This is a genomic window from Methanolobus psychrotolerans (assembly GCF_002243045.1).
Classification (GTDB): Archaea; Halobacteriota; Methanosarcinia; order Methanosarcinales; family Methanosarcinaceae; genus Methanolobus; species Methanolobus psychrotolerans.
The window spans coordinates 102,611-123,053 of record NZ_MBKP01000019.1 but is presented as its reverse complement, the minus strand read 5'-3'; the positions used below and the strand labels follow the sequence as shown (position 1 = coordinate 123,053).

The following is a 20,443-nucleotide window of genomic DNA, read 5'->3' as shown; positions in this document are numbered from 1 at the left end:
TCAGAATGACGAAAGTACAACAGAAGATATCCGGTACCTTCCGTAGTGAACAAGGTGCGAGAAATTTCTGCCGGATAAGAGGATACGTTTCTACTGTTAGCAAGAATTCCATGTCTGTTATAGACTCGATTAATGCAATATTCTATGAGGGTTCACTTATTCCAATATTGCAGAATTGATCGTAGAGAGAGAAATCAGCTTGGTGGAAGGGAGCTAGGCTGAATAGTTACAGAAAAATAAGAAAAGAAAGAGCGGATAACTGCTCTTTTCCTGTTTAGCTATATTTCATGATTTTCCTGATCAGGAAATCTGTTCTGTATTTCCAATTGGTACATCTTCCTGCGAATTGTAGAAACCAGCCCCAATAAGCCAATCCTGATCCACCATCATCACGTAACTGGTTTTTTGCTTGACGGTGAAATTATCTGCAGGGTCTATGTAAAGATACTGAGTGAAACCTCCACCGGATTGAGCGGTGCTTATAAAATTCTGGACATATGCGACGCCGTTTGCATCTGTGTTGTTCCATCTAGCCGTTCCAATCAACTTGGGCTGGAAAGGTAGAGCAAGTGTGTTCCCTTCTAAGTCGTAGGCAAAGATATAGAGTTCGCCGTCAACAAACTGGCCAGTTTGGTTGTTAAACTCTTTAAGAGCAGCTTCTTGCCCATGGATTTGTGCATATTCATAAGCTGACTCAACGAATATCACGAGTTCTTCAGGAGATATTGTGGAACTGGAAACCGAAGTCGGCGTTGCTTCAGATTGGTTTTGAGGGGAAGTTACATCTTTGTCTGTACAACCGGTAGCAAGGATTACTACCAGTATTAGTGTAAGTATAAAAAAAATTGGTTTCATATCTCTTAATAATATACTTCGATTAATAAATATGTATGGCATATGATTTTCATGGATCTGATGCAACATTTCAAATTTAATATGTCAGTTTCAAGGCACAAAGGTTGTTAGAAATCAAGTTGCAGGCCAACCGTGGCACACACGCCTTAATCGTGTACCTAAGGGAACGGGGGAAAAAGATATAGGTGCTGTGAAGCGGCGCGAGTGCTGGGTAGGTAAGGTTTTACTGGAATTTTAAAAACGCCATCGGTTAATTTTCAGGATAGAAAAATAACAGTACCACAGATACTCTAAAATTTATAGTTCCAGTAGAAACATAGCAGGGTTTAACCCTGTTATTTTAGGATAGAATCACAGATTTTTATATTAGATACGCATGATATCCGGCAAATTTTGACAGTCCACAATTATAAAAACCTGCAGTTTTATTATAACAAGAAATAAGAAATTAAGCAAATATTAGCTGGGTGGATTTAATACAGGAAGTAGGTACAATGAGTAAAACAAGAAAAGACAACATAGAAATTGAACTTAAAGACAAAAATACAATATATATCCGAGATGTGCAAGCAGACCATTGGATGAAACTTGATATCGCTGGATTGATTACATTGTTTAAGGTCGTAGAAACTGTAAAAAACAAAGATCGTGATGTTTTGGAACAAATGAGAAAAGAATACTTGGCAGAGCTTGATGATATTTATAATGAATACATAGATTAAATGTTACACAAACCTAGTGTTTTGTAAAATATTTTCTTCCGATTTGTCAACCATCAAGGAAATATTTTTCCACACCTGCAAATGATGCGAGTAAAACCGAGATTGTTTAAAAAGAAATAGCGTTTTTTCAACATGTCGTTGGAAGTACAAAAGTGTTACTGAATAATACATTTATATCAGTACCTCAAAAAAAGGTCATGAGCAGACTTGTAATCTCCCTGTTCAATTAGCTGAATCAAAAAATCACCATCATTCTTTACGACAGCTGAATCAAAATCATCTGCATTCTGAACGTGGTCGATAATATCTTCAATAATCGAAATGTCAAAGCAGTGACCATTATATTCGTCAAAAGCCCCCTTTTCCCCTGCATTGTCACATAATAATTGTATATCCTCTATCTTTTTTTCTAAAATCTCAATAAGTCTATCTTCACCTGTCATGATATACACCTATGATCTTATTCTTTATTTCCCTTTCTTGGCGGTTTAGGTTAAATTTATACATTCCTCAGTTTCTGAATATCTTTTTTTATGATTTCGATATCTTTATTAACTTTAGTAGAAAGGTTCGTTCGTAATTCGCCCACCTCTTCATCAGAAAGATTCTTTTTTTCTTTGTAATCTGCATACTTTATTAACAATTGAGGTACATCACCCTCGCCAAGGTATATGTGTGAAAACAGGAAATCTAATTCTGGTGATGGTTTCTTAAATTCCTCCATACTAGTAAGAGCAAAATGAAGAGGAAGATAAAACGTCTCAAGTTGTAATCTTTTAAAATCAATCTCTCGTGATTTTTTACTATCTGATAAAATGAGGTTTGTTATAATTACATATACCACCGTGACAAAAACTAGTATCACGTTTAATGCAATTTGAATCTCTGTTTGTTTAGTAGGATCAGATGATAATGTTAGTATTTTAAAGAAAGCCATAGCAAGCACAATAACTAGAAAAATGGTTATTGTATCTAATCGGTTCAATTTATAATTCACTACCCATTACTCCTTCTAATTGTGTATAAAACAACAATATTGACAGTATTTCAATCTTCCTTTACTTGGCAGTTTAGGTAAATTGTAGACACAGGGATATTGATACAAGTATGACATAGCTAAGCACAACAAAAGCACACGGCACCGCAATTAAATTTATAAGCCATTCTACGTATTTAAGCTGCTTGACCTCATCTTCATAATTAGGATTCCACATATGCATATCTTTTACTCGAAATTTAAGCGTTACCCATAGACTACCTATTATTCCTACACATAAACCAAATGCGCCACTTGCAAAGAATATAAACATATCATCCATAATTCCTTAATGGTCCCATTCTTTATTTCCTTTATTATGGGTAACCGGAAACCCGGTTTATTTTATTCATCTTGCTATCCAAGCTGTTTATTTTTGCATAGCTATGGCTATTAGAATACACGACTATATCTCATTGTATTGTGATTTGACCTTACACCTATTCTTATGGCAATCCCAAGTTCTTTAAGTTCCATATATAGTCGGTTAGAAATCAGCACAAACAAGAAATTGATATTATAGGAAAAGGACGAACTTGACCTATATTCAATCGATATTAATCTGTTCAATTTCACTTCAAAACAAACGTCTATTAAAAAAGTGGAGTGAAAGATCACTCCAGAATTATCTCGTTCTGCGGTTCCCATGCAGGCTGGTTTATGGAAAGGAGCTCAAGGTCAACATCTCCGGTATTCTTGATGTATTGCTTTGCGTTTGCAGGTACGAGGACAAGTTGCCCTTTTTTCAGTTCAAATGGTACATCTTCTATGTAGAGCATTCCTTCGCCCTCAATAACATAGTATGTTTCCGGGTTCTTCATAATGAGGGAATCAAGGGTAGCACCTGTTTTAACTGTAAAATGTGCAATGCTGTAATCTATGTCCATGTCCATATCCATTTCAACTCTATTCGGGTTGATCAGATTTCTAACGGTTGCATCTCCAAAGTAGTTGATATCTTCAATATCTTCAAGGTTTTTGTTATAGACGTAGTCATCTACGTAAAAGCCCGAATGGACAAGGTATGTCTGGTTGCCGATAGAAGTTCTCTTGGTGAATGTGCACTTCTTTGAAGGTTCTGTTTCACCTGGTTTTGGCCAGTCATAATTAACCCATCCTTCGCCATCTTCCCTTAAAGCAGTGTCTATGAGCATCCTGCCCAACGGTTTCCCATTATAATCTTTAAGATCGCTCACATTCTCGCCCTCGCCGCTTACTTTAGGAGGGAAGACAACACGTATTCCTTCAGTTGTCCAGACAGTGATGTAGGAATTATTATGATACCACTGGCTGTCCTTTTCTCGGAAATCATCAAATGCCAGCTCTCCTTTTTCATTCATGAGGTCAATAGCGGCATTGACCAGCGACATACTATTCTCTTTCTGGACTAACAGTTCGTTCTGTTCATTTTCATTTATTTGTTCTTCTTGTTCAATAACAACTGTTTTTTCTGACTGCACGCAACCAGCAACTGCCAGCAAGAGAACAGTAATTAACATAACACAAAGTAGATTTTTAAAAAGATTCATAACGTATCACCTGTCAAATTCAACTTAAAATTAAAATGCTAAAATATCAGTTTCCACCTGATACAGTTCACCCGGCTTATCTTCAACAGTTCTAAGCTGGATTCATCAGGATATTTCGAAAGCTCAAATTAGTACAATAAGTATTGAATTTCTGTTGTTCTGTTTAAGTTCTATGTTTCACATGAAGGGGTGATTGTATTTGAGCCGCTAACTTCTGCTAAACACTTATTATACACAGTAGTCTATATTAATCAATACTATATTTATTTTGTTAATGATTAAGATGATTATGATTGTGGTTTAGTATGGGGGTACAGTGCTTCTTTATTAAAGAAGAGATGTCAAATTCCCACAAGGATAAGAGATTAAGAATGAGATGTTCAATGAGTGCGTTCTTCACAAGTTCCTTAAGCTTTAAGCTGCTTAATCACAATTACAGGGTAGGTGCTTTTAAAGACTTACAGCTTTTAGTTCCAAAGCAGGTTGCTGCAGAAAAAGAAAAGTTAAAGTGCCTGCAAAGCAGGCATCCGGATATTTTAACTGCAAGATGAATCAAAGTCGAATCCCAGCAGGAAAGTACCTTTCCCGTGGAGGCACTCAAGTCCCATTTTTCCCTTCAGATATTCATCGCTTGGCGTGGATGGTGATGCGAGGACTACATTGCATACCTTATCTACACACTCTACTTCCTTACAGGGCTTAGGAGGCAATACCACGATAAGTGGATTTGTCTTGGAATTCATTCCCTTTAAGACGCTTGTGTCATATATGACAATGTTACCGATCAATAATTTATCCTTGCAGGATCTCATTTCCTCAAGTTTAGCTTCATCGTCAAGGTTCTGGCCTACAATACGATCGCCGTGCATCAGGATAACACTTGGTCCTTCAGGCCAATTGAAATCCATATTTGTGGTGAAAGCGAAGATCACATTATTTTTCAGGACAGCTTTTACACCTTTATTATCACCCCTTCCAAGTCCCATCAGGGTCATCTCATCAGCCTTCTTCTCAAGTTCCCTGACAATTTCCTGGTCCTCTTCACTGAGTAAATAGGTAGTTTCTACACCCATTATATGGATAATAGCATTTCTTACATTGTTAATGATTTCATCATGTTCCATGTATACTCCCCTTCCCTGGTAATGCGCAGTTGAAGCCTTACAGTAATCCAAATAGTTCATACAATTGTTGTATGAAGTTCAGTCTAATCTAAAAGCACTGGATACTATTAGTAACTATAAATAGGCAAGGGCATAAAGAATACTGGATAACCCAAGTCCCATAAATGCAAACAGTGCCATGTACAATAGAATTTCAAGATCTGCGTCCATCAATATATTGATGCTACTTTTAGTTATGAACTTAATGGGCTCTGTAGAAAACCTACTTATTATTTTATAATTGCATAATTATTTAAAAAGACAAATCCCGGTTTTGCAGAAGTCCTCGTTGAAATAACAAATACAGCCTGATATATTGTCAAGGTTATGGCATAATCGCTTGAATTTGACTTATTTTGCTAAATTCCACTACTTCCTTTCCATGATGTCATCTCTGATACTTGTAGAAGAGAAGTTAACAAGTCAAAAAATTAATATGTATCGTTTTGCTGTGCAAATCTGACTCCCATCTCAAATGCTTTCTCGCAGTCCTTTGGGAATTCTTCACGATGCCTCTTTGCTTTTTCTTCAGCATCGAATGCTGTTGAAACGTACTTGGAATAATCATCGAACTGATAGGTATCGGTAACAAAAAGCGATTCCGCCGCTCCGAAAATTCTGTTTAAAACCATTTCCATGACTTTCAGATTCTGCTGGTATCCAACTTGTTCCATAAGGCTCTGATTTACATTCATCGTGTAGATCAGACCTGTCGATATCTTTCTCTTGAAAAGAGTAGACCTTTGCTTGTCGTATACAAGATACTGAAATAGCAACCTTTCAAGGAAAGACCTCATTTCCCCGGTCACTCCTGCGAAATATATTGGCGACCCAAAAATAAGGGCATCAGCTTCCTCTATTCTCTGAAGAACCGGGGTTAAGTCATCCGTCATGGCACAAGTGCCATAACTTGGTCCGTTTATTCTTTTACAGGCAAAACAACTGATGCAACCTTTATAATCAAGATCATAAAGGTGGATGAGTTCTGTCTCTGCTCCCTGTGACGCCGCTCCTTTAAGTGCGTGCTCAAGGAGTGTCGCAGTATTCTTATTTTTCCTGGGACTTCCGTTAAATGCCATTATTTTCATGCTGTGTGCCTCTTTTTTGTGATACAGGAACTGAGTTCTTTTCAATTATATAGGTCACTATCCGGTTTTGTGGTTTTTCTCATTTAGAAAATGTGTAAGCATAGATACTTGCTGGGGTTAAATCTTATTAGTACATACTATTTTGTCGTCTATACTCGACAAAAAATGCATATTTTATCGTCTATACTCGATGGATATATAAAGCAAGAAATCACAATTATTCATGTGGATACAAGGGAAAAGCTGAAAAGTGCCATTGTTGACTGGCAGGGAAGAGAATTACCACCGCTGCAGAATCGCAGGTATGAAGCAAACATTGATGCGCCACATGTAAATGACATAGTAGGCGTCAGAAGATGTGGTAAAACGTACTATATGTATCAATTGATCTTGGAACTGCTTGAAAAGGGTGTGCCAAAGAGCAATATACTGTACCTGAACCTTGATGATGACCGGTTACAGCCGCTGAATGGGGACGAGCTTCAACTGCTGATCGGGACATTCCGGGAAATGCAGGAGATATCCGAGGAAGATCATCTGTACCTTTTTCTCGATGAGGTCCAGACCTTTCCTTCATGGGAACGGTGGGTCAAAGGCATATATGACCGAAAACAAAATGTGAAGATTGTGATAAGCGGCTCAAATGCATCCCTGCTTTCACAGGATATATCTACCCTCCTGACCGGCAGGCATCTGAGCACAAAGATGTTCCCCTTCAGTTTTACAGAATTCCTTGATTATCATTCCGTTGATTTTGATATAAAGACACTTCCGTATTCAGAAGACAAAACAGTGATAAAGCGCAAGTTCAATGAATATCTGGAAAAAGGCGGCTTCCCTGAAATAATTGTCTATCCATCGGTCCGGCACAGGGAAACGCTGCAATCGTATTTTGATGACATCATCCATCGTGATATCATTTCAAGATACGGAATACGCAATCCCCTTATATTCAAGGACCTGGCGCTTTTCTGCATATCAAACATCGCAAAACCGCATACATACAACTCTCTCAAAAGACTGTTTGCTAATTATTCATCCCTCAGCACTGATGCGATAATAAATTACATTGCATACCTTGAGGATGCATTCCTGCTTTTCAGCGTAAGCCATTACGATGAATCCCTGAAACAGCAGATAAACAAACCCAGAAAGTTGTATTGCATCGACACAGGCATGATCAACGCAGTTTCTTTCAAGCTCTCCTCTGACACCGGTAGGTTATACGAGAACATAGTGTTCATCCAGCTCTTACGCTCCGGCCAGGAAATATACTACTGGCAGGACCCGAAGGGTCTTGAAGTTGATTTTGTTACAAAGCAGGGGCTTGACCCCACTCAATTGATACAGGTATGTTCGGATCTGTCTGATCCCGAAACCAAAGAGCGCGAAGTGAATGGCCTGCTTGCTGGCATGAAGAATTTCAGGATGCAGGAGGGCACCATCATCACATCGGATGATTTTGGCGAGGAAACTGTTGAGGGGAAGAAGGTGAAGTATGTGCCGTTGTGGTGGTGGTTGTTGGAAAGAGAACGTATTGGGAAGAACAGATAGTATTATATTGATTAAACCAAGAGAAACTATATTACACATCCTCCACTCCTCTATAATCCCCACATTTATCGCATTTATATATTTCAACATTCACAATCGATGGATTAAGAACTTCAGTTATCTTTGAGGTCATACTATTGACCTTTTGCTGGTTTGTGAATTTCTTCATCTCATCTGGCTCTAAAAACTGACTGTACTTATCGATTAGTTTCATATTGTCGTTACATTTGATGCATGTTTGTTTTTCCATCCAACCACCTTGAAAAATCTTCTTAACAATCAAATTACAATGATGGTTTATATTCGTCTGCTTAGCAGAGTGAAAGTATTATTTAATGGCAGTTTGTGGATAGAATATCTGATTTCTAGCTGATTTGATAACTTCATTTTTATACTCGGCAACACAATATATAATTTAAAATATAGTATGTGAACTAAAAATGGACCGTAACAATGCCATTAAAAGTGATGCAATCTGATCTCTCAGGGCTGACACTTGGGGAAAACAGGGTACTCAACAAGCTAAAAGCAATTTACGGTACTAAGGATTACGATGCTTTCCTGTATCCTCAGCCGCTAATTCTATCTTACAATCCTGATTTCATTCTTATAGATCCTTTTAAAGGTGTATGCATTGTTGAGGTCAAGGACTGGTCGCTTTCGTATATCCAATCTATAAATCAAATCTCAGTTATAGATGCTAATGGTGAGGAATTACATAATCCTGCCTATCGTGCAAGGCAGTATTTCAATGCTATCAAGAATCTTCTTGAAAGGGAAGAGTTCCTTTTGAACGAGAAAAAGGAACTAAGATTTAGATTGTATTCCAAGGTTATTTTCACAAAAATGAATTCCTTAGAGATTTCATCCCTGAAAGAGGTACTTTGTCAGCCAGTTACCGAATGTATCAGTTCTGATCAATTGGCTTCACTTTCTGTCAATACTTTATTCACCGATGATACTATTTTTCTCGACAGAGGGACTGTATCAACAATAAGGGGAAAAATTTTCCCGGAATTGCAGATAAAGCGAGTCCAGACTGAAATATGGCAGTTCAACAGGGTAAATACTCAGGACAACAGAGTGATTGCTACGTTGGATTATGAACAGGAACAATTTGCAAGAAGAATCCCCTATGGTCATTATATGATCACAGGTGTTCCCGGAAGCGGTAAAACCGTGATCCTAGTTGCAAGGGCAATCCATCTTTTAAGAGAAAATCCGGAGTGGAAGATACGAATATTGACCTACAATAAGTCTTTAGAAAAGAAGCTGGAACAGCACTTTAATTCTAAGCGTGAAGACCTTCATTACATGGGCATAAAATACGAGAATATAGATATATCAACTTTCCATCAAATGGCTCGTGAAATCGCTGCTGTCAATATCACAGGTAGTGAAGATGGCCAATTCTGGGATGTAACTCTTCCATACATTGCGATGGACAAAGCTCAACCTATTTATGATGCGGTTTTGATAGATGAGTACCAGGATTTCCACAATTCCTGGATTAAGTTGTGCCTTAAGGTCTGTAAAAAACACGAAGATAAAAATGGAGTGATCAGTGAAAATATCTTCCTTGCAGGTGACAGGTTACAGAGCATCTATAATCCAAAAAGTCATAGTTGGAAAAGCCTTGGAATAACTATCATAGGCAGATCGAAGTTACTAAAAACATCATACCGTTCTGGTGGTTCACATATTGATCTTGCGATGAACTATCTGATGCTCCATGATGAACTTCGGAAGGAAGTGGAAAACTTCTATGAAGGCAGAGATGGCATTTGTCAGAATTTTGATTCGGAAAATTCAGTAACTTTTTTCACCGGAAATTACAGAAAAATAAACAATGTCTTGCTTGATCTACTTGATAACAACTATAACCCGGAAGATATTCTTGTTCTTGGGCCTTCTCATGCGGGTAATGAGAATTTGTATGAGAATTTAGATGATTCAATAAAGCATGTCGCAAAAGTATCAAAAAGATTTGACGAAAACAAATTGCTGATAACTACATATCATTCATCAAAAGGGTTAGAGAATAAAGTTTGCATTCTTCTCAATGTTGATAGATTGGAGAATAAAAGGCTCGTCTATGTAGGTCTTACAAGGGCTTCAGAAAAGCTCTATATCCATTCCTACAAATCAGAAGGTGGCGAAGTATTCAATCAACTTTTATCTTGTAGTTGTCCTACAGATGATGAACTAATTCCAGATTATTCTCCTGTTTTCCCGTCTCTTCAAATAAATCATTAACAATCTATCACTTCTTCCCCTTCCCTCTTTTATCCCTTATATACACAACAACGCTCTTCCCTGCACCATTCTGTGCCCTCTTATCTATCTCAAAAAGGTTAGTCGCTTCTACAAGTTCTCCTAGTTTCGTGAATCCATAGGTTCTGGGGTCAAAAGCTGGATTGCGTTTGATGAGATTGCCGCCAACCTCAGCAAGGAAAGCCCATCCGTCCTCGTCGGCAGAGTCTTCAACGGCATTTCGCAGGTGATTCACAAGTCTTGTATCTCCTTTGAGTTCATTTGCGTTCCACTTTTCTGTTTTTGATAAAGTAGAGATGTTTTCAGTTCCTGTTTCCTGCTTCCTCAGGATTTCAGTATAGATGAATTTGTCACATGCTGAAATAAAAGGCTGTGGAGTTTTCTTTTCACCAAAACCATAGACTTTCAGTCCTGATTCCCTTATCCTCTGTGACAGGCGTGTAAAGTCACTGTCACTTGAAACAATGCAGAAACCATCAAACTTTTCAGTGTAAAGCAGGTCCATAGCATCAATTATGAGCGAACTGTCCGTTGCATTCTTGCCGGTGGTATACGCGAATTGCTGCATCGGCTGTATAGAATGCTCAAGCAGTGCATCTTTCCATGAGTTAAGGTTTGGTTTGGTCCAGTCTCCATAGATCCTTTTCACACTGGCAATACCATAAATCGCGATCTCATCCAATAACCCTTCTATTATCGATGGTTGTGCATTATCAGCATCAATCAGCACTGCTAGTTTATTTTGAGTTCCATTTTCTTCCATTGTCGGCCCACTCCTTATGCTAAAACGACATCAAAAAATGTCAGGTTAAAATCACAGAAACGGATTATTGATCCATGTCATCTTAAATTCTTCATGTTTGCTTCGATAATTCAATGAAACCTCATTATATATTAATTCTTTTTGTAACTATATCAGGATATATGGATCAGGGTTGGTTTACTATAAGTGTCACACATAACCACAAATAATTAATCCTATAAGTGTTTTATAACTTTATTAGGGAGTGCATACTATGGAAAGTGAATTGTACAAAAAAATAATGATCGCAACCGATGGGTCTGAAAATGCGAACAAGGCAGCGATTTCCGGGATCGAGATTGCAAGACTGGCTGAAGCGAAGCTTTATGCGGTGAATGTAATGCCAATGATACCTCATCTTTCTTATTTCGGGGTACCGATTGAACCGCCAAAAAAAGTATCAACCGATGAGGTAAACTTCCATAAACAGCTTGAGCAGGATGGGATAAATGTACTTGAAATTGTAAAGGATATGGGATCCAAAGCAGGTGTTCAGGTGGAAACCGTGCTACTTGAAGGACATCCCGGTTCAGAGATCATAAATTTTGCTGAAAAGAACGAGTTTGATCTGATTGTAATGGGCACCCTGGGAAGGACCGGTCTGGACAGGGTGATTGTTGGAAGCGTGGCATCAGACGTTGGCAGGCATGCAAAGACAAGGGTCATGATAGTCAAATGACAGAGTATCTCCTGTTTTCTTTTGTTCTAAAGAATCATTGTTATAAGAATTATGAAGGAACAAAGATACATATTCTGTCATATAATAAGGTCAGATAATAGCTGACTCTGGGATAGCATTACCAAAAAAGAAAGAGAAAGCTATTATTTTCCTGCTTTCCTAAGACTTTTCATTCTTTCAAGTTCAGCTTCAAGTTCCTGTATTTTCATTTCATCTATCTTATCTGATAGGTCTGCAAGCTCTTGATTTGCCATCTTTACCGAACTGTGAAGCTTTTCAATGATATTCTTTTCCAGGTTCAACTTCTGTTTTTTTGTCTCACTGACAAGATCATCCACAAGAATCTTGCCTTCCTCTTTGCTGAGCTTTCCAGCTTCAACTTTTTCTTTTATAAATTCTCTTATTCTTTCTTCTGACAATGCTGCAAGTCCTGCCCCAATAAGTGCTGCAGCTCCTAAAAGACCGACTTTCTTTATGTTGTCCATATAATATCTCCCACATGTTTGTATAGCTATTTTTCCGGCAATCTCAGGTCAATCCTGATCAAGTAACAGGTTTAGATCCAAACGTAGCGGAGTGGATGCCATAACCCCTGCATCCATATTCCAAAATAGCTATATAATTATTGGAAGTTCCCTATATATTAATACGATGGACTAAAGACATTAAAATAACGATAGCCTGATTACATAACATTCCGTCCATCTACACCAGATCCATAATTTCTTGGTAAAGCGTAAAATTAAAGGCGGAATCATAAAATAGTGAAAAGTTAAATAAAGAATAAGTCTGATCAGGGCATTTCAAGGTGCCCACAACCACAACTTCTCCCAAGGAATGTGGATATCCTATGTTTAAGGAGATGGACTTCATGCTCATTCAGGTTCGCAAGGAATTCGTGATGTTCGGTTTCGATATGTGAGAGCATGTTCTGCTCAACTTCATCAAGGTCATTTCCAAGTGCTATATAGCTGCAATTGTCAATTCCGACATCGCTGCATTTTACCATTCTCATTTTCATAAGCGCTGCTCCATTGATTCTGAATAAAAACTAATATGTGTAGTAGAATATAAACATAGTTTTTTGTTATCAGATTCTCCCTCTTTCTCTTTGGGAACTGGATGAATAATGCTTATAATAATAAAAGGTTCAAATATGTTTTCCTTAAGTTATTTAATTGTCTACATCAATAGTTGATTAGAGTAAAAATGAAAATCAATGATCTCAAAGCAATTCTGAAATTCAGTGCAAGGGAAGAGGCAATGTTTGGCAGGTTCGATTTACCAAAGGATGCTTTTTATCCAATGGTACTTTCCCTGAAGGTCGGCGGTGCCTGGAGCTATTCTACAGAAGACCTTAAGAGCATTTCAGTGATGAAGGTGTTCACGACATACAACGAGGAAACCAGAACAGGCCATACCATTGAAGAAGTATACCTTCTTTTAAATCCGGAATATGTTTCAAAGGAAGGGATCGTCTACAGACTTGAGAAGTGTGGTGGCAGGGACGAGCGTGTCCTTCTCACACGACCATATTCAGTGGTCCTTAAAGCAGAAAGGATAATAGTTGCGTCGGTGAGTACAGAAAGGAAGAAGATATTCGTCAAAGAGCTTGATGAAAAGAACGTGTCGTTTACAGGTCCTTCTGCCTTTTATGCTGATCATGAAATGGAACACCTGGAACACATTGAAATTGATGGCCTTCCAATGTGGGCTTTTGAATATGAGGAAATAAAAAGCTGATCTTTTAACAAATAGTAATCTATTCTATTCTGTAAACACATTTTTATATTAATTACACATGCTTGAAAATAAGCAAAAACAGTTATTCAATAAAACCTTATAACTGACAAATACTAATCATTTCAAACATTGCCGGACCAGTAATAGGTGTGTTAATCGATTAAAAAAAGGTGTTAATATGGGAATGCTAGATGACGTAAAATCCAAGAAAAAACAGAAAGCTGCAGAGAACTGGATGAAGATGGCCGATACAGCCAAAACAATTGAAAAACAGATAGAATATTATACCAAATCATTGGATATTGATCCATATAATGCGGAAGCCTGGTTCAAGAAGGGCAGGTGTCTTGAAAAACTCGGACGTTTCGAGGAAGCAAAGAAATGTTTTGATCTTGCAATAGAGATTGATCCCGATTATCAGGGTCTTATTGGTAAGAAATATGAAGCAACTGCGTCTCCAGCTCCTTCTGTTGATGAGTATGCAGTGTTTCCTCCTAGCCCTCATGAACCTGTTGTGGCAGATGAAAGCGACAATGAAGAGCAATGGATCATAGAAACACCGGATCCTGTTATGGCAGAAAAGAGCGACCTTTCACAGGAAAGTGAATACTCTTTCAGGCCTCCCGAGGGTGATGAGTCCATATTCAGCAACGTAGTTTCTGAAGAAGAGGATAATGGTTCCCCTTCAATTATCAGAAATGATCGGGAAGACTTTTTTGGTAAAGGTTATGACGAATCGCCTGTGAAATCAGAACCGGAGGCTGTTTCAAATAGCAACTACATGGACGATAAAGAAGATGAGGCAATCTCTTCATTTACAGCACCAGCACTTTCTGAAGTTAAAGTGGAAACCGTTGAAGAAAGAGAAGATACATTTTCTTCCACTCCTATGCGAGTTAAGGAAGAATCACCTTCTTCATTCAGTTCAGATGAAAATATTATCCGTAGCAGGCAACCTGTGACTTCTGTATCCGAACGTACCCGCTCTTCTCTGGCAGACATTTCTCAAGCTCCCAAACATAATAAACAGGCAGCTGAGTATGATGCAGGGGAATCTATAGAAAACCATGTAATCTCAGGATATAGTGCATCTTCCAATACCATTGCCAGTCCAAAGTCAGTTGTTGCTTCTGGAGTTGATATCATGGACATCAGGATACCATTGAATGAAACAATAAAATTCTGGGCAATAGGTATTGTTGCAATGCTTATTGTTCTATTAGTAAACTCTCTTCTTTAAAAGGTACTATCTGTGGGAACATATTTGCGCATCCGGCAATTATTATATGATGTCTGAAGGGTCAGATGTCATTTTTAAATTTATGATATTTTACAGGTTGTGTGCTCAAATTTTATGACAGGAAGAGCCAGTATACAAATACTTGCATAATGGTTAGTGGAATCCCTACCCTGGCAAACTCAATGAAACTAAGGCAGACTTTGCCTTTACGCTCTGCATTCTGTATGATAATCACATTACTTGCAGCTCCGAGTATGGAGAGATTTCCTGCAATGGTACTACCTGCAGCTAGTGCAAGCAACCCTCCGGTTGTGATATTTGCATGTGAGAGTATTGGCATATAAAGAGCTACCAGGGGCACATTTGAGATGAACTGGCTAAGGAAGACACTTATTGCCAGTATCATGGGGGTTGCTGTGATATCTACTCCGGAACCACTGATGGCATTCTGGAAAAAACCACTGTTCCAGACGCTTTCCATGAGAATGAACATCGCTGCAAAGAAAATGAGCGTGTGCCAGTCCATGCTCTTCAGAACTTCCTTTCTCCTTTTGCTCAGCAACAGTATCGGAAGTGCTGATATAAGGGCGATATATGTCAGTTTAAGGTCAAATTGCAATCCTGATAAAGCCAATAGTATTTTTATGCAGACCATTGAAAGTACAAGTAAGAGCGACATCCTGGAAAGCCTTGCAAGTCTGATATCAGTGACTGTCGGCTTTGAATGGTTCAGTGAGGGTGAAGTAAAGTGTTCCCTGTAGGATATTTTGAGGAGCAGGTAAGCGATGAAGAGGTTGATAGCCGTTGGTAGCAGCAAGTATTTCATGAATGTCAGGAATGGGTTTTTCATATCGCTTCCAAGCGCTATCAGGAGATTCTGCGGATTTCCGATTGGACTAATAACACTTCCTGTTGTCACTGCAAAAGCCAGCGCCATCAGTAATAGTTTAGGGTTTATGCGGTGTTCTTTTGCAAGAAGCAATACTACAGGTGTACCTATGATCGCAAGTGTATCGTTCATCAAAAATGCAGAAGCAAATCCCATTCCAAACAGGATGTAAAGTATAATTGCATCAATTGAGCCTGCATTTTTGAAAAAACGATATGATAGATGAGACAGGTATCCACTCATTTCTAGAGCCTGTCCTATTGTGAACATCCCGAAAAGAAAAATCATGACATCGAGATTCACAGCACCCATGGCATAAGCTATCGATATCTGGCCGGTTATCAGTACTGCCAGGGTGCCAAGGGTCATTATCTGCCATATTTCAAGGCGGATGTTTCCAACCTGCCTCACAGCTGTAAGGAAAAATACAATTGCAAGTATTATTACAGGTATTATCATTAGAAAACTGGAATCTGCGACAGTACTTAAATACTTATCTGCACCTTGTATTTTGTACTCTTTTGAACACTCACCCTTATCTAGAATGAAAACAAAACAGTTCCACTAATGTTTGGACGATTCAGGTACAATGATGAAGTATTTTACGGAGAGGTATGTGGTAATGCCGTAATTTCACAGGAAGGTTCATGTATGGAGTATGAACTTTCAGAGTTAGAGGTACTGCCGCCTTCGAATCCTTCCAAGATAGTTTGTGTGGGTCTTAATTACCATGATCATGCAAAGGAACTTGGCCTGAGCGTTCCTGAAGAACCAATACTTTTTATCAAGCCATCATCTGCTGTGATTGGACACCATGGGAAGATCCTTTACCCGAAGATCAGCAAAAAAGTGGATTTTGAAGCGGAGCTGGCTATTATAATTGGAAAAAAATGCAAGAACATAACCTATGAAAGAGCTTATGATGTTATTGCAGGTTTTACATGCTTTAATGATGTAACTGCCCGTGACCTGCAGCAGAAGGATGGACAGTGGACAAGAGCCAAGAGTTTTGATACTTTTGCCCCGGTGGGTCCTTTCATAACTACGGTTGCGGATTTCAACCCGGAGGATGCTTCGATCATAAGCCGTGTCAATGGTGAAGTGATGCAGGATTCAAATATCTCCAAGCTTATATTCGATGTGCCTTACCTGATAGAGTTCATTACGGGAGTAATGACGCTGGAAGTGGGGGATATCATTGCAACAGGTACTCCTCCAGGCGTGGGTGAACTTCATCCGGGAGATGTTGTAGAGGTGGAGATTGAGGGAATAGGAACTTTGATCAACGAGGTTGCATAATGTTATTCGATCAGGTTAACAGGGAGCTGGAACTTTCCCAGCGCCATCTGGAAGTTTTAAAAGTTGTTATCGACCGCGGGCCAATCGGCATACTCAAACTGGCAGAAGAAACAGGCATGCCGACACACAAGGTGCGGTATTCATTGCGTGTGCTTGAACAGGAGCAGTTGATAAAGCCTTCATCTCACGGTGCCATGGCAGGTGATGCAGTGGACAAATTCTTTTCTGATTTTGAGAAGGATGTTACTGGCATAATCATCAGATCAGAAGTGATAAGGGAGATTGGAAAATCTTTCTGACCATATCTTTTAAGTTCAGTTCTTATAATTCATCCTATTATGTCTGTCTTTAAAGAGACTAAGGAACATTCCAGATCCCTTATTCATGTTGATCTTATTTTTTCGGAGATTTATAATGACTTTAACTGATGATGATAAGAAAACGATAGAGAAATATGCTCTCCAGAATGCTGTGAAATACGGCCAGGCACCACAGATCGGTGCTGTTATGGGCCGTGTCATGGGCGAGTGCCCACAACTTCGTTCCAAAGCGAAGGATGTTACTCCACTCATACAGGAAATCCTTGTAGAAGTTGCAAAGGAAACGCCTGAACAGTGGCAGGCCCGCCTTGAGGCCATTGCTCCTGAACTCATTGAGGAGCTGAGTGTTAAAAAAGAACCTGATAAGGGCTTAAAAGTACTGGATATTGAAGTAGGGAAGCAGGTTGTAATGCGTTTTGCTCCAAACCCCAATGGTCCGCCAACTCTTGGAAGTACCCGTGGTATCATTGTAAACTCCGAGTATGTAAAGAAATACGGTGGCAAGTTCATCATACGTTTTGATGATACTGACCCCCAGACAAAGCGTCCGATGCTTGAAGCATACGACTGGTATGTGGATGACTGTAAATGGCTTGGTGCAAAACCTGATGAGATAGTTATTGCCTCGGACAGGATACCAATCTACTATGATTATGCCCGCAAGCTCATAGAAATGGGACATGCTTATGTCTGTTTTTGTGATGGTGAGGATTTCAAGAAGTTCAAGGATGCAAAGCAGGCCTGTCCTCACAGGGATGTAAGTCCGCAGGAGAACCTGAAGTATTGGGACAAGATGCTTTCTGGTGAGTACGAGGAGAAAACTGCTGTCCTGCGTATCAAGACCGATATTGATCACAAAGATCCGGCACTGCGTGATTATGGTGCATTCAGGATAGTCAAGACCCCGCATCCACGTCATGAGGTTGGGGACAAATACTGTGTCTGGCCATTGCTCGACTTTGAGGGTGCAATTGAGGACCATGAGCTTGGCATGACCCACATCATCAGAGGCAAGGACCTGATGGACAGTGAGAAGCGCCAGGGTTACATTTACAAATATCTGGGATGGCAGTATCCTAAAACCACTCACTGGGGTCGTGTGAAGATGCACGAGTTCGGCAAGTTCAGTACCAGTGGATTGCGTAAGGCGATAGAGGAAGGTGAATACACTGGCTGGGAAGACCCCCGTCTGCCAACGATTCGTGCCATCCGCAGGAGAGGCATTTTGCCCGAAGCAATCCGAAAATTCATGATAGAGCTGGGTGTCGGTGAGACTGATATCAGTATCAGTATGGATTCTCTCTATGCAGAGAACCGTAAGCTCGTTGACCCGATAGCCAACAGATATTTCTTTGTATGGGATCCGGTCGAGCTTGAAATTACAGGCACAGGTCCATGTACTATAAGTCCTGCTCTCCACCCTACAGAAGACCGTGGATGCCGTGAGATTGAAGTGAACAATAAAGTTTATCTTTGCAAGGAAGATGTGGAAAAACTACAGGCAGGTTCAAAGCTCAGGCTCAAGGACCTGTATAATGTGGAAATTACATCCCTGGAACCTCTGCAGGCAAAGTATCTCGGTGACTCCATGGAATCTATGAAAAAGGAAAAAATGAGGATAATCCACTGGGCTCCAATGGACGGGGTTCCTGTAAAGGTTCTTTCACCGGATGGTGAGTTCACAGGTATTGCTGAGAAGCAGGTTACTTCAGAACTGAACAAGGTCGTGCAGTTCGAGAGGTTCGGTTTCTGCAGGATCGATGCTGTGGGTGAGGACGTAGTGGCTTATTTCACGCATAAGTGAGGGGATTCATAACATTCCCTTTTTATTCTATGTTTTATCCACAAACTCCTTTTTGTTCCTTCTTTTAACCTACTATTGAGGTATTCCAAATGTCCATATTTCCCCGTCCAATCATTGTAATCAGCAAATGTCTTGGTTTTGCTCCCTGTCGCTACGATGTAGGAATGATACAGTTTCCTTTAGTTGAATCCATGAAACCATATGTTGATTTCATCGATATCTGCCCGGAGTGTGAGATCGGACTAGGTGTTCCCAGAGAACCCATTCGCATAGTCTTTAAAGATAAAAAAAGACTAATTCAGCCTGCTACAGGGCTTGATTTTACTGATAAAATGGTGGCTTTTGGTAAATCATATCTTGAAAAACTTGAAGACTTTGATGGATTTATCCTCAAATCAAAGTCTCCTTCATGTGGAATTGGGACTACAAAGGTTTTTCAGGATTCATTCAGCAAAGAATATTTGCACCATCATGAAAATGGTTTTTTCGTGGATGCTGTATTAAGATCTTTCCCTGATCTGCCTGTTATTGATGAAAAACATGTAGATGATCCTTTACTAAGGGATTATTTTCTGACCCGGGTCTTTGCACTGTCCTCCTTCAGGGAAGCTTCCTTTTGCGGGAAGATGCAGACGTTGAATTCATTGGTTGAGTATCATACTAAAAACAAGTTTTTGTTTATGGCATATGACAAACAGCTTATGACATGCATGGGGAATATTGTTGCAAATAGGGGCAATTTTCCGGTTGAGAATGCCTATGAAAATTACCTGTCCCTGTTATTGCAAGTCCTATCAAAACAGGCAGGTACCGGCTCTACCATCAATGCTTTGATGCATGCATTCGGTTATTTATCCCGGAATCTCAGTGCCAGTGAAAAGTTTAACTTCATGCAGAAACTGCAGAAATATCGTGAAGATGGTTCTGTCATCTTTGAACTGAGAAAATGGTTCATATCCAAGGCAGAGGAATTCAGTGCTGACTATCTTTTAAAGCAAACTCTATTCTGCCCTTATCCTCCTGAACTGTCAGGTAGTTTACGGATAGTTTGATATGTCTTAAAAATCCATATTATAATGTCTGTGCAGTGTCCGTTGGGGTGGCACAAAAGGAGGATGTTGTCGTGGAAGATAATGGTATAGAACTAACAGATATTCCAGAGTCGGATGAAGATGAAGAACTTGTGGAAGTGTGTCCAGTCTGTGGCAGCCCGGACATCTATTATGAAGCAGGTGGTATCGAAGGTCTTTACCATTGTAAATACTGTGGTTATATTGGTGGTTTTGTTATTGATGCCAATCTGAAAATGATGCAACTGATCCGTGATGAATATGAGCGTAAGCTCAGGGTTTCTGAATAAAGTGGCCATTTGTAGTATAAAGCACACGGGAAATACGTAAAAATAGTAAAGATTAGGTGGCCAAAGCCACCCATATATATTTCAAA

At 39.4% G+C, this 20,443-nt stretch carries 23 protein-coding genes; 12 read left to right on the top strand and 11 right to left on the bottom strand.

Translation table 11 applies throughout. The annotated features are described in order from the left end of the window. Positions 1-300 precede the first annotated feature (300 nt). Positions 301-855, bottom strand: a complete 555-nt coding sequence (locus tag BB781_RS08350) for a cache domain-containing protein (protein WP_242492585.1) — start codon at positions 853-855, stop codon at positions 301-303. A gap of 467 nt (positions 856-1,322) precedes the next feature. On the opposite strand from BB781_RS08350, the gene BB781_RS08345 reads away from it, so the two are divergent. Further along, positions 1,323-1,577, top strand: coding sequence for a hypothetical protein (locus BB781_RS08345; RefSeq protein ID WP_129582669.1), 255 nt, complete (start codon positions 1,323-1,325; stop codon positions 1,575-1,577). Between the two features lie 176 nt (positions 1,578-1,753). Here BB781_RS08345 and BB781_RS08340 read toward each other — a convergent pair whose 3' ends face one another. The 3 genes from BB781_RS08340 to BB781_RS08325 form a co-directional block, all read right to left on the bottom strand. Continuing rightward, complete coding sequence (locus tag BB781_RS08340) at positions 1,754-2,020, bottom strand: hypothetical protein (protein ID WP_094228035.1); 267 nt, start codon at positions 2,018-2,020, stop codon at positions 1,754-1,756. A gap of 56 nt (positions 2,021-2,076) precedes the next feature. Beyond that, positions 2,077-2,523 (bottom strand): hypothetical protein, encoded by a 447-nt coding sequence (locus BB781_RS08335; RefSeq protein ID WP_164997824.1) that lies wholly within the window; start codon positions 2,521-2,523, stop codon positions 2,077-2,079. 704 nt (positions 2,524-3,227) lie between these two features. Further along, a complete protein-coding gene (locus tag BB781_RS08325; protein WP_094228032.1) occupies positions 3,228-4,142 on the bottom strand; it encodes a cache domain-containing protein in 915 nt (304 codons plus the stop codon). A 305-nt stretch (positions 4,143-4,447) separates the two neighbouring features. Between BB781_RS08325 and BB781_RS08320 the strand changes: the two genes are divergently transcribed. Further along, positions 4,448-4,693, top strand: a complete 246-nt coding sequence (locus tag BB781_RS08320) for a hypothetical protein (RefSeq protein ID WP_094228031.1) — start codon at positions 4,448-4,450, stop codon at positions 4,691-4,693. On the opposite strand, the gene BB781_RS08315 is transcribed toward BB781_RS08320, so the two are convergent. Both BB781_RS08315 and BB781_RS08310 read right to left on the bottom strand, forming a co-directional pair. Continuing rightward, entirely contained in the window at positions 4,679-5,266 is a 588-nt protein-coding gene (locus BB781_RS08315) for a hypothetical protein (RefSeq protein WP_094228030.1), read from the bottom strand. The two genes, BB781_RS08320 and BB781_RS08315, sit on opposite strands and share 15 nt — an antisense overlap. A gap of 470 nt (positions 5,267-5,736) precedes the next feature. Further along, a complete protein-coding gene (locus tag BB781_RS08310) occupies positions 5,737-6,393 on the bottom strand; it encodes a flavodoxin family protein (protein WP_094228029.1) in 657 nt (218 codons plus the stop codon). Positions 6,394-6,618: 225 nt separating this feature from the next. Here BB781_RS08310 and BB781_RS08305 point away from each other — a divergent pair, with 225 nt between their 5' ends. After that, positions 6,619-7,947 (top strand): ATP-binding protein, encoded by a 1,329-nt coding sequence (locus tag BB781_RS08305; protein WP_164997823.1) that lies wholly within the window; start codon positions 6,619-6,621, stop codon positions 7,945-7,947. Positions 7,948-7,978: 31 nt separating this feature from the next. On the opposite strand, the gene BB781_RS08300 is transcribed toward BB781_RS08305, so the two are convergent. Beyond that, positions 7,979-8,197 carry a hypothetical protein gene (locus BB781_RS08300; protein ID WP_094228027.1) on the bottom strand — a complete coding sequence of 73 codons (219 nt, stop codon included), beginning with the start codon at positions 8,195-8,197 and terminating at the stop codon, positions 7,979-7,981. A gap of 203 nt (positions 8,198-8,400) precedes the next feature. Between BB781_RS08300 and BB781_RS08295 the strand changes: the two genes are divergently transcribed. After that, positions 8,401-10,203, top strand: a complete 1,803-nt coding sequence (locus BB781_RS08295; RefSeq protein WP_094228026.1) for a nuclease-related domain-containing DEAD/DEAH box helicase — start codon at positions 8,401-8,403, stop codon at positions 10,201-10,203. Between the two features lie 7 nt (positions 10,204-10,210). Here BB781_RS08295 and BB781_RS08290 read toward each other — a convergent pair whose 3' ends face one another. Next, positions 10,211-10,984 carry an NYN domain-containing protein gene (locus BB781_RS08290; RefSeq protein ID WP_094228025.1) on the bottom strand — a complete coding sequence of 258 codons (774 nt, stop codon included), beginning with the start codon at positions 10,982-10,984 and terminating at the stop codon, positions 10,211-10,213. Between the two features lie 253 nt (positions 10,985-11,237). Between BB781_RS08290 and BB781_RS08285 the strand changes: the two genes are divergently transcribed. Next, positions 11,238-11,702: a universal stress protein gene (locus BB781_RS08285; RefSeq protein ID WP_094228024.1), complete on the top strand. Its 465-nt coding sequence runs from the start codon at positions 11,238-11,240 to the stop codon at positions 11,700-11,702. 143 nt (positions 11,703-11,845) lie between these two features. Here BB781_RS08285 and BB781_RS08280 read toward each other — a convergent pair whose 3' ends face one another. Both BB781_RS08280 and BB781_RS08275 read right to left on the bottom strand, forming a co-directional pair. After that, a complete protein-coding gene (locus BB781_RS08280) occupies positions 11,846-12,187 on the bottom strand; it encodes a hypothetical protein (protein ID WP_094228023.1) in 342 nt (113 codons plus the stop codon). A 308-nt stretch (positions 12,188-12,495) separates the two neighbouring features. Beyond that, positions 12,496-12,723 (bottom strand): DUF1059 domain-containing protein, encoded by a 228-nt coding sequence (locus BB781_RS08275; protein ID WP_242492584.1) that lies wholly within the window; start codon positions 12,721-12,723, stop codon positions 12,496-12,498. A 188-nt stretch (positions 12,724-12,911) separates the two neighbouring features. Between BB781_RS08275 and BB781_RS08270 the strand changes: the two genes are divergently transcribed. Together BB781_RS08270 and BB781_RS08265 are read left to right on the top strand one after the other, a co-directional pair. After that, positions 12,912-13,445: a putative ATP-dependent zinc protease gene (locus BB781_RS08270; protein ID WP_094228022.1), complete on the top strand. Its 534-nt coding sequence runs from the start codon at positions 12,912-12,914 to the stop codon at positions 13,443-13,445. Between the two features lie 178 nt (positions 13,446-13,623). Then, on the top strand, positions 13,624-14,685 hold the full coding sequence (locus BB781_RS08265; RefSeq protein WP_094228021.1) for a tetratricopeptide repeat protein: 1,062 nt from the start codon (positions 13,624-13,626) through the stop codon (positions 14,683-14,685). A gap of 112 nt (positions 14,686-14,797) precedes the next feature. Here BB781_RS08265 and BB781_RS08260 read toward each other — a convergent pair whose 3' ends face one another. Continuing rightward, entirely contained in the window at positions 14,798-16,033 is a 1,236-nt protein-coding gene (locus BB781_RS08260) for an ArsB/NhaD family transporter (protein WP_094228020.1), read from the bottom strand. Positions 16,034-16,141: 108 nt separating this feature from the next. On the opposite strand from BB781_RS08260, the gene BB781_RS08255 reads away from it, so the two are divergent. The 5 genes from BB781_RS08255 to BB781_RS08235 all read left to right on the top strand — a co-directional run bounded on the left by BB781_RS08255 (position 16,142) and on the right by BB781_RS08235 (position 20,357). Then, the gene (locus BB781_RS08255) at positions 16,142-16,873 is read left to right on the top strand and encodes a fumarylacetoacetate hydrolase family protein (protein ID WP_094228019.1); all 732 of its coding nucleotides are present in this window, start codon (positions 16,142-16,144) and stop codon (positions 16,871-16,873) included. Continuing rightward, positions 16,873-17,172, top strand: coding sequence for a hypothetical protein (locus BB781_RS08250; RefSeq protein WP_094228018.1), 300 nt, complete (start codon positions 16,873-16,875; stop codon positions 17,170-17,172). Before BB781_RS08255 ends, BB781_RS08250 begins: the two co-directional genes overlap by 1 nt. Positions 17,173-17,287: 115 nt before the next feature. Further along, positions 17,288-18,997: a glutamate--tRNA ligase gene (locus BB781_RS08245; protein ID WP_094228017.1), complete on the top strand. Its 1,710-nt coding sequence runs from the start codon at positions 17,288-17,290 to the stop codon at positions 18,995-18,997. 89 nt (positions 18,998-19,086) lie between these two features. Further along, positions 19,087-20,049 carry a YbgA family protein gene (locus BB781_RS08240; RefSeq protein WP_094228016.1) on the top strand — a complete coding sequence of 321 codons (963 nt, stop codon included), beginning with the start codon at positions 19,087-19,089 and terminating at the stop codon, positions 20,047-20,049. Between the two features lie 47 nt (positions 20,050-20,096). Then, on the top strand, positions 20,097-20,357 hold the full coding sequence (locus tag BB781_RS08235; protein WP_242492583.1) for a hypothetical protein: 261 nt from the start codon (positions 20,097-20,099) through the stop codon (positions 20,355-20,357). Positions 20,358-20,443: the final 86 nt, after the last annotated feature.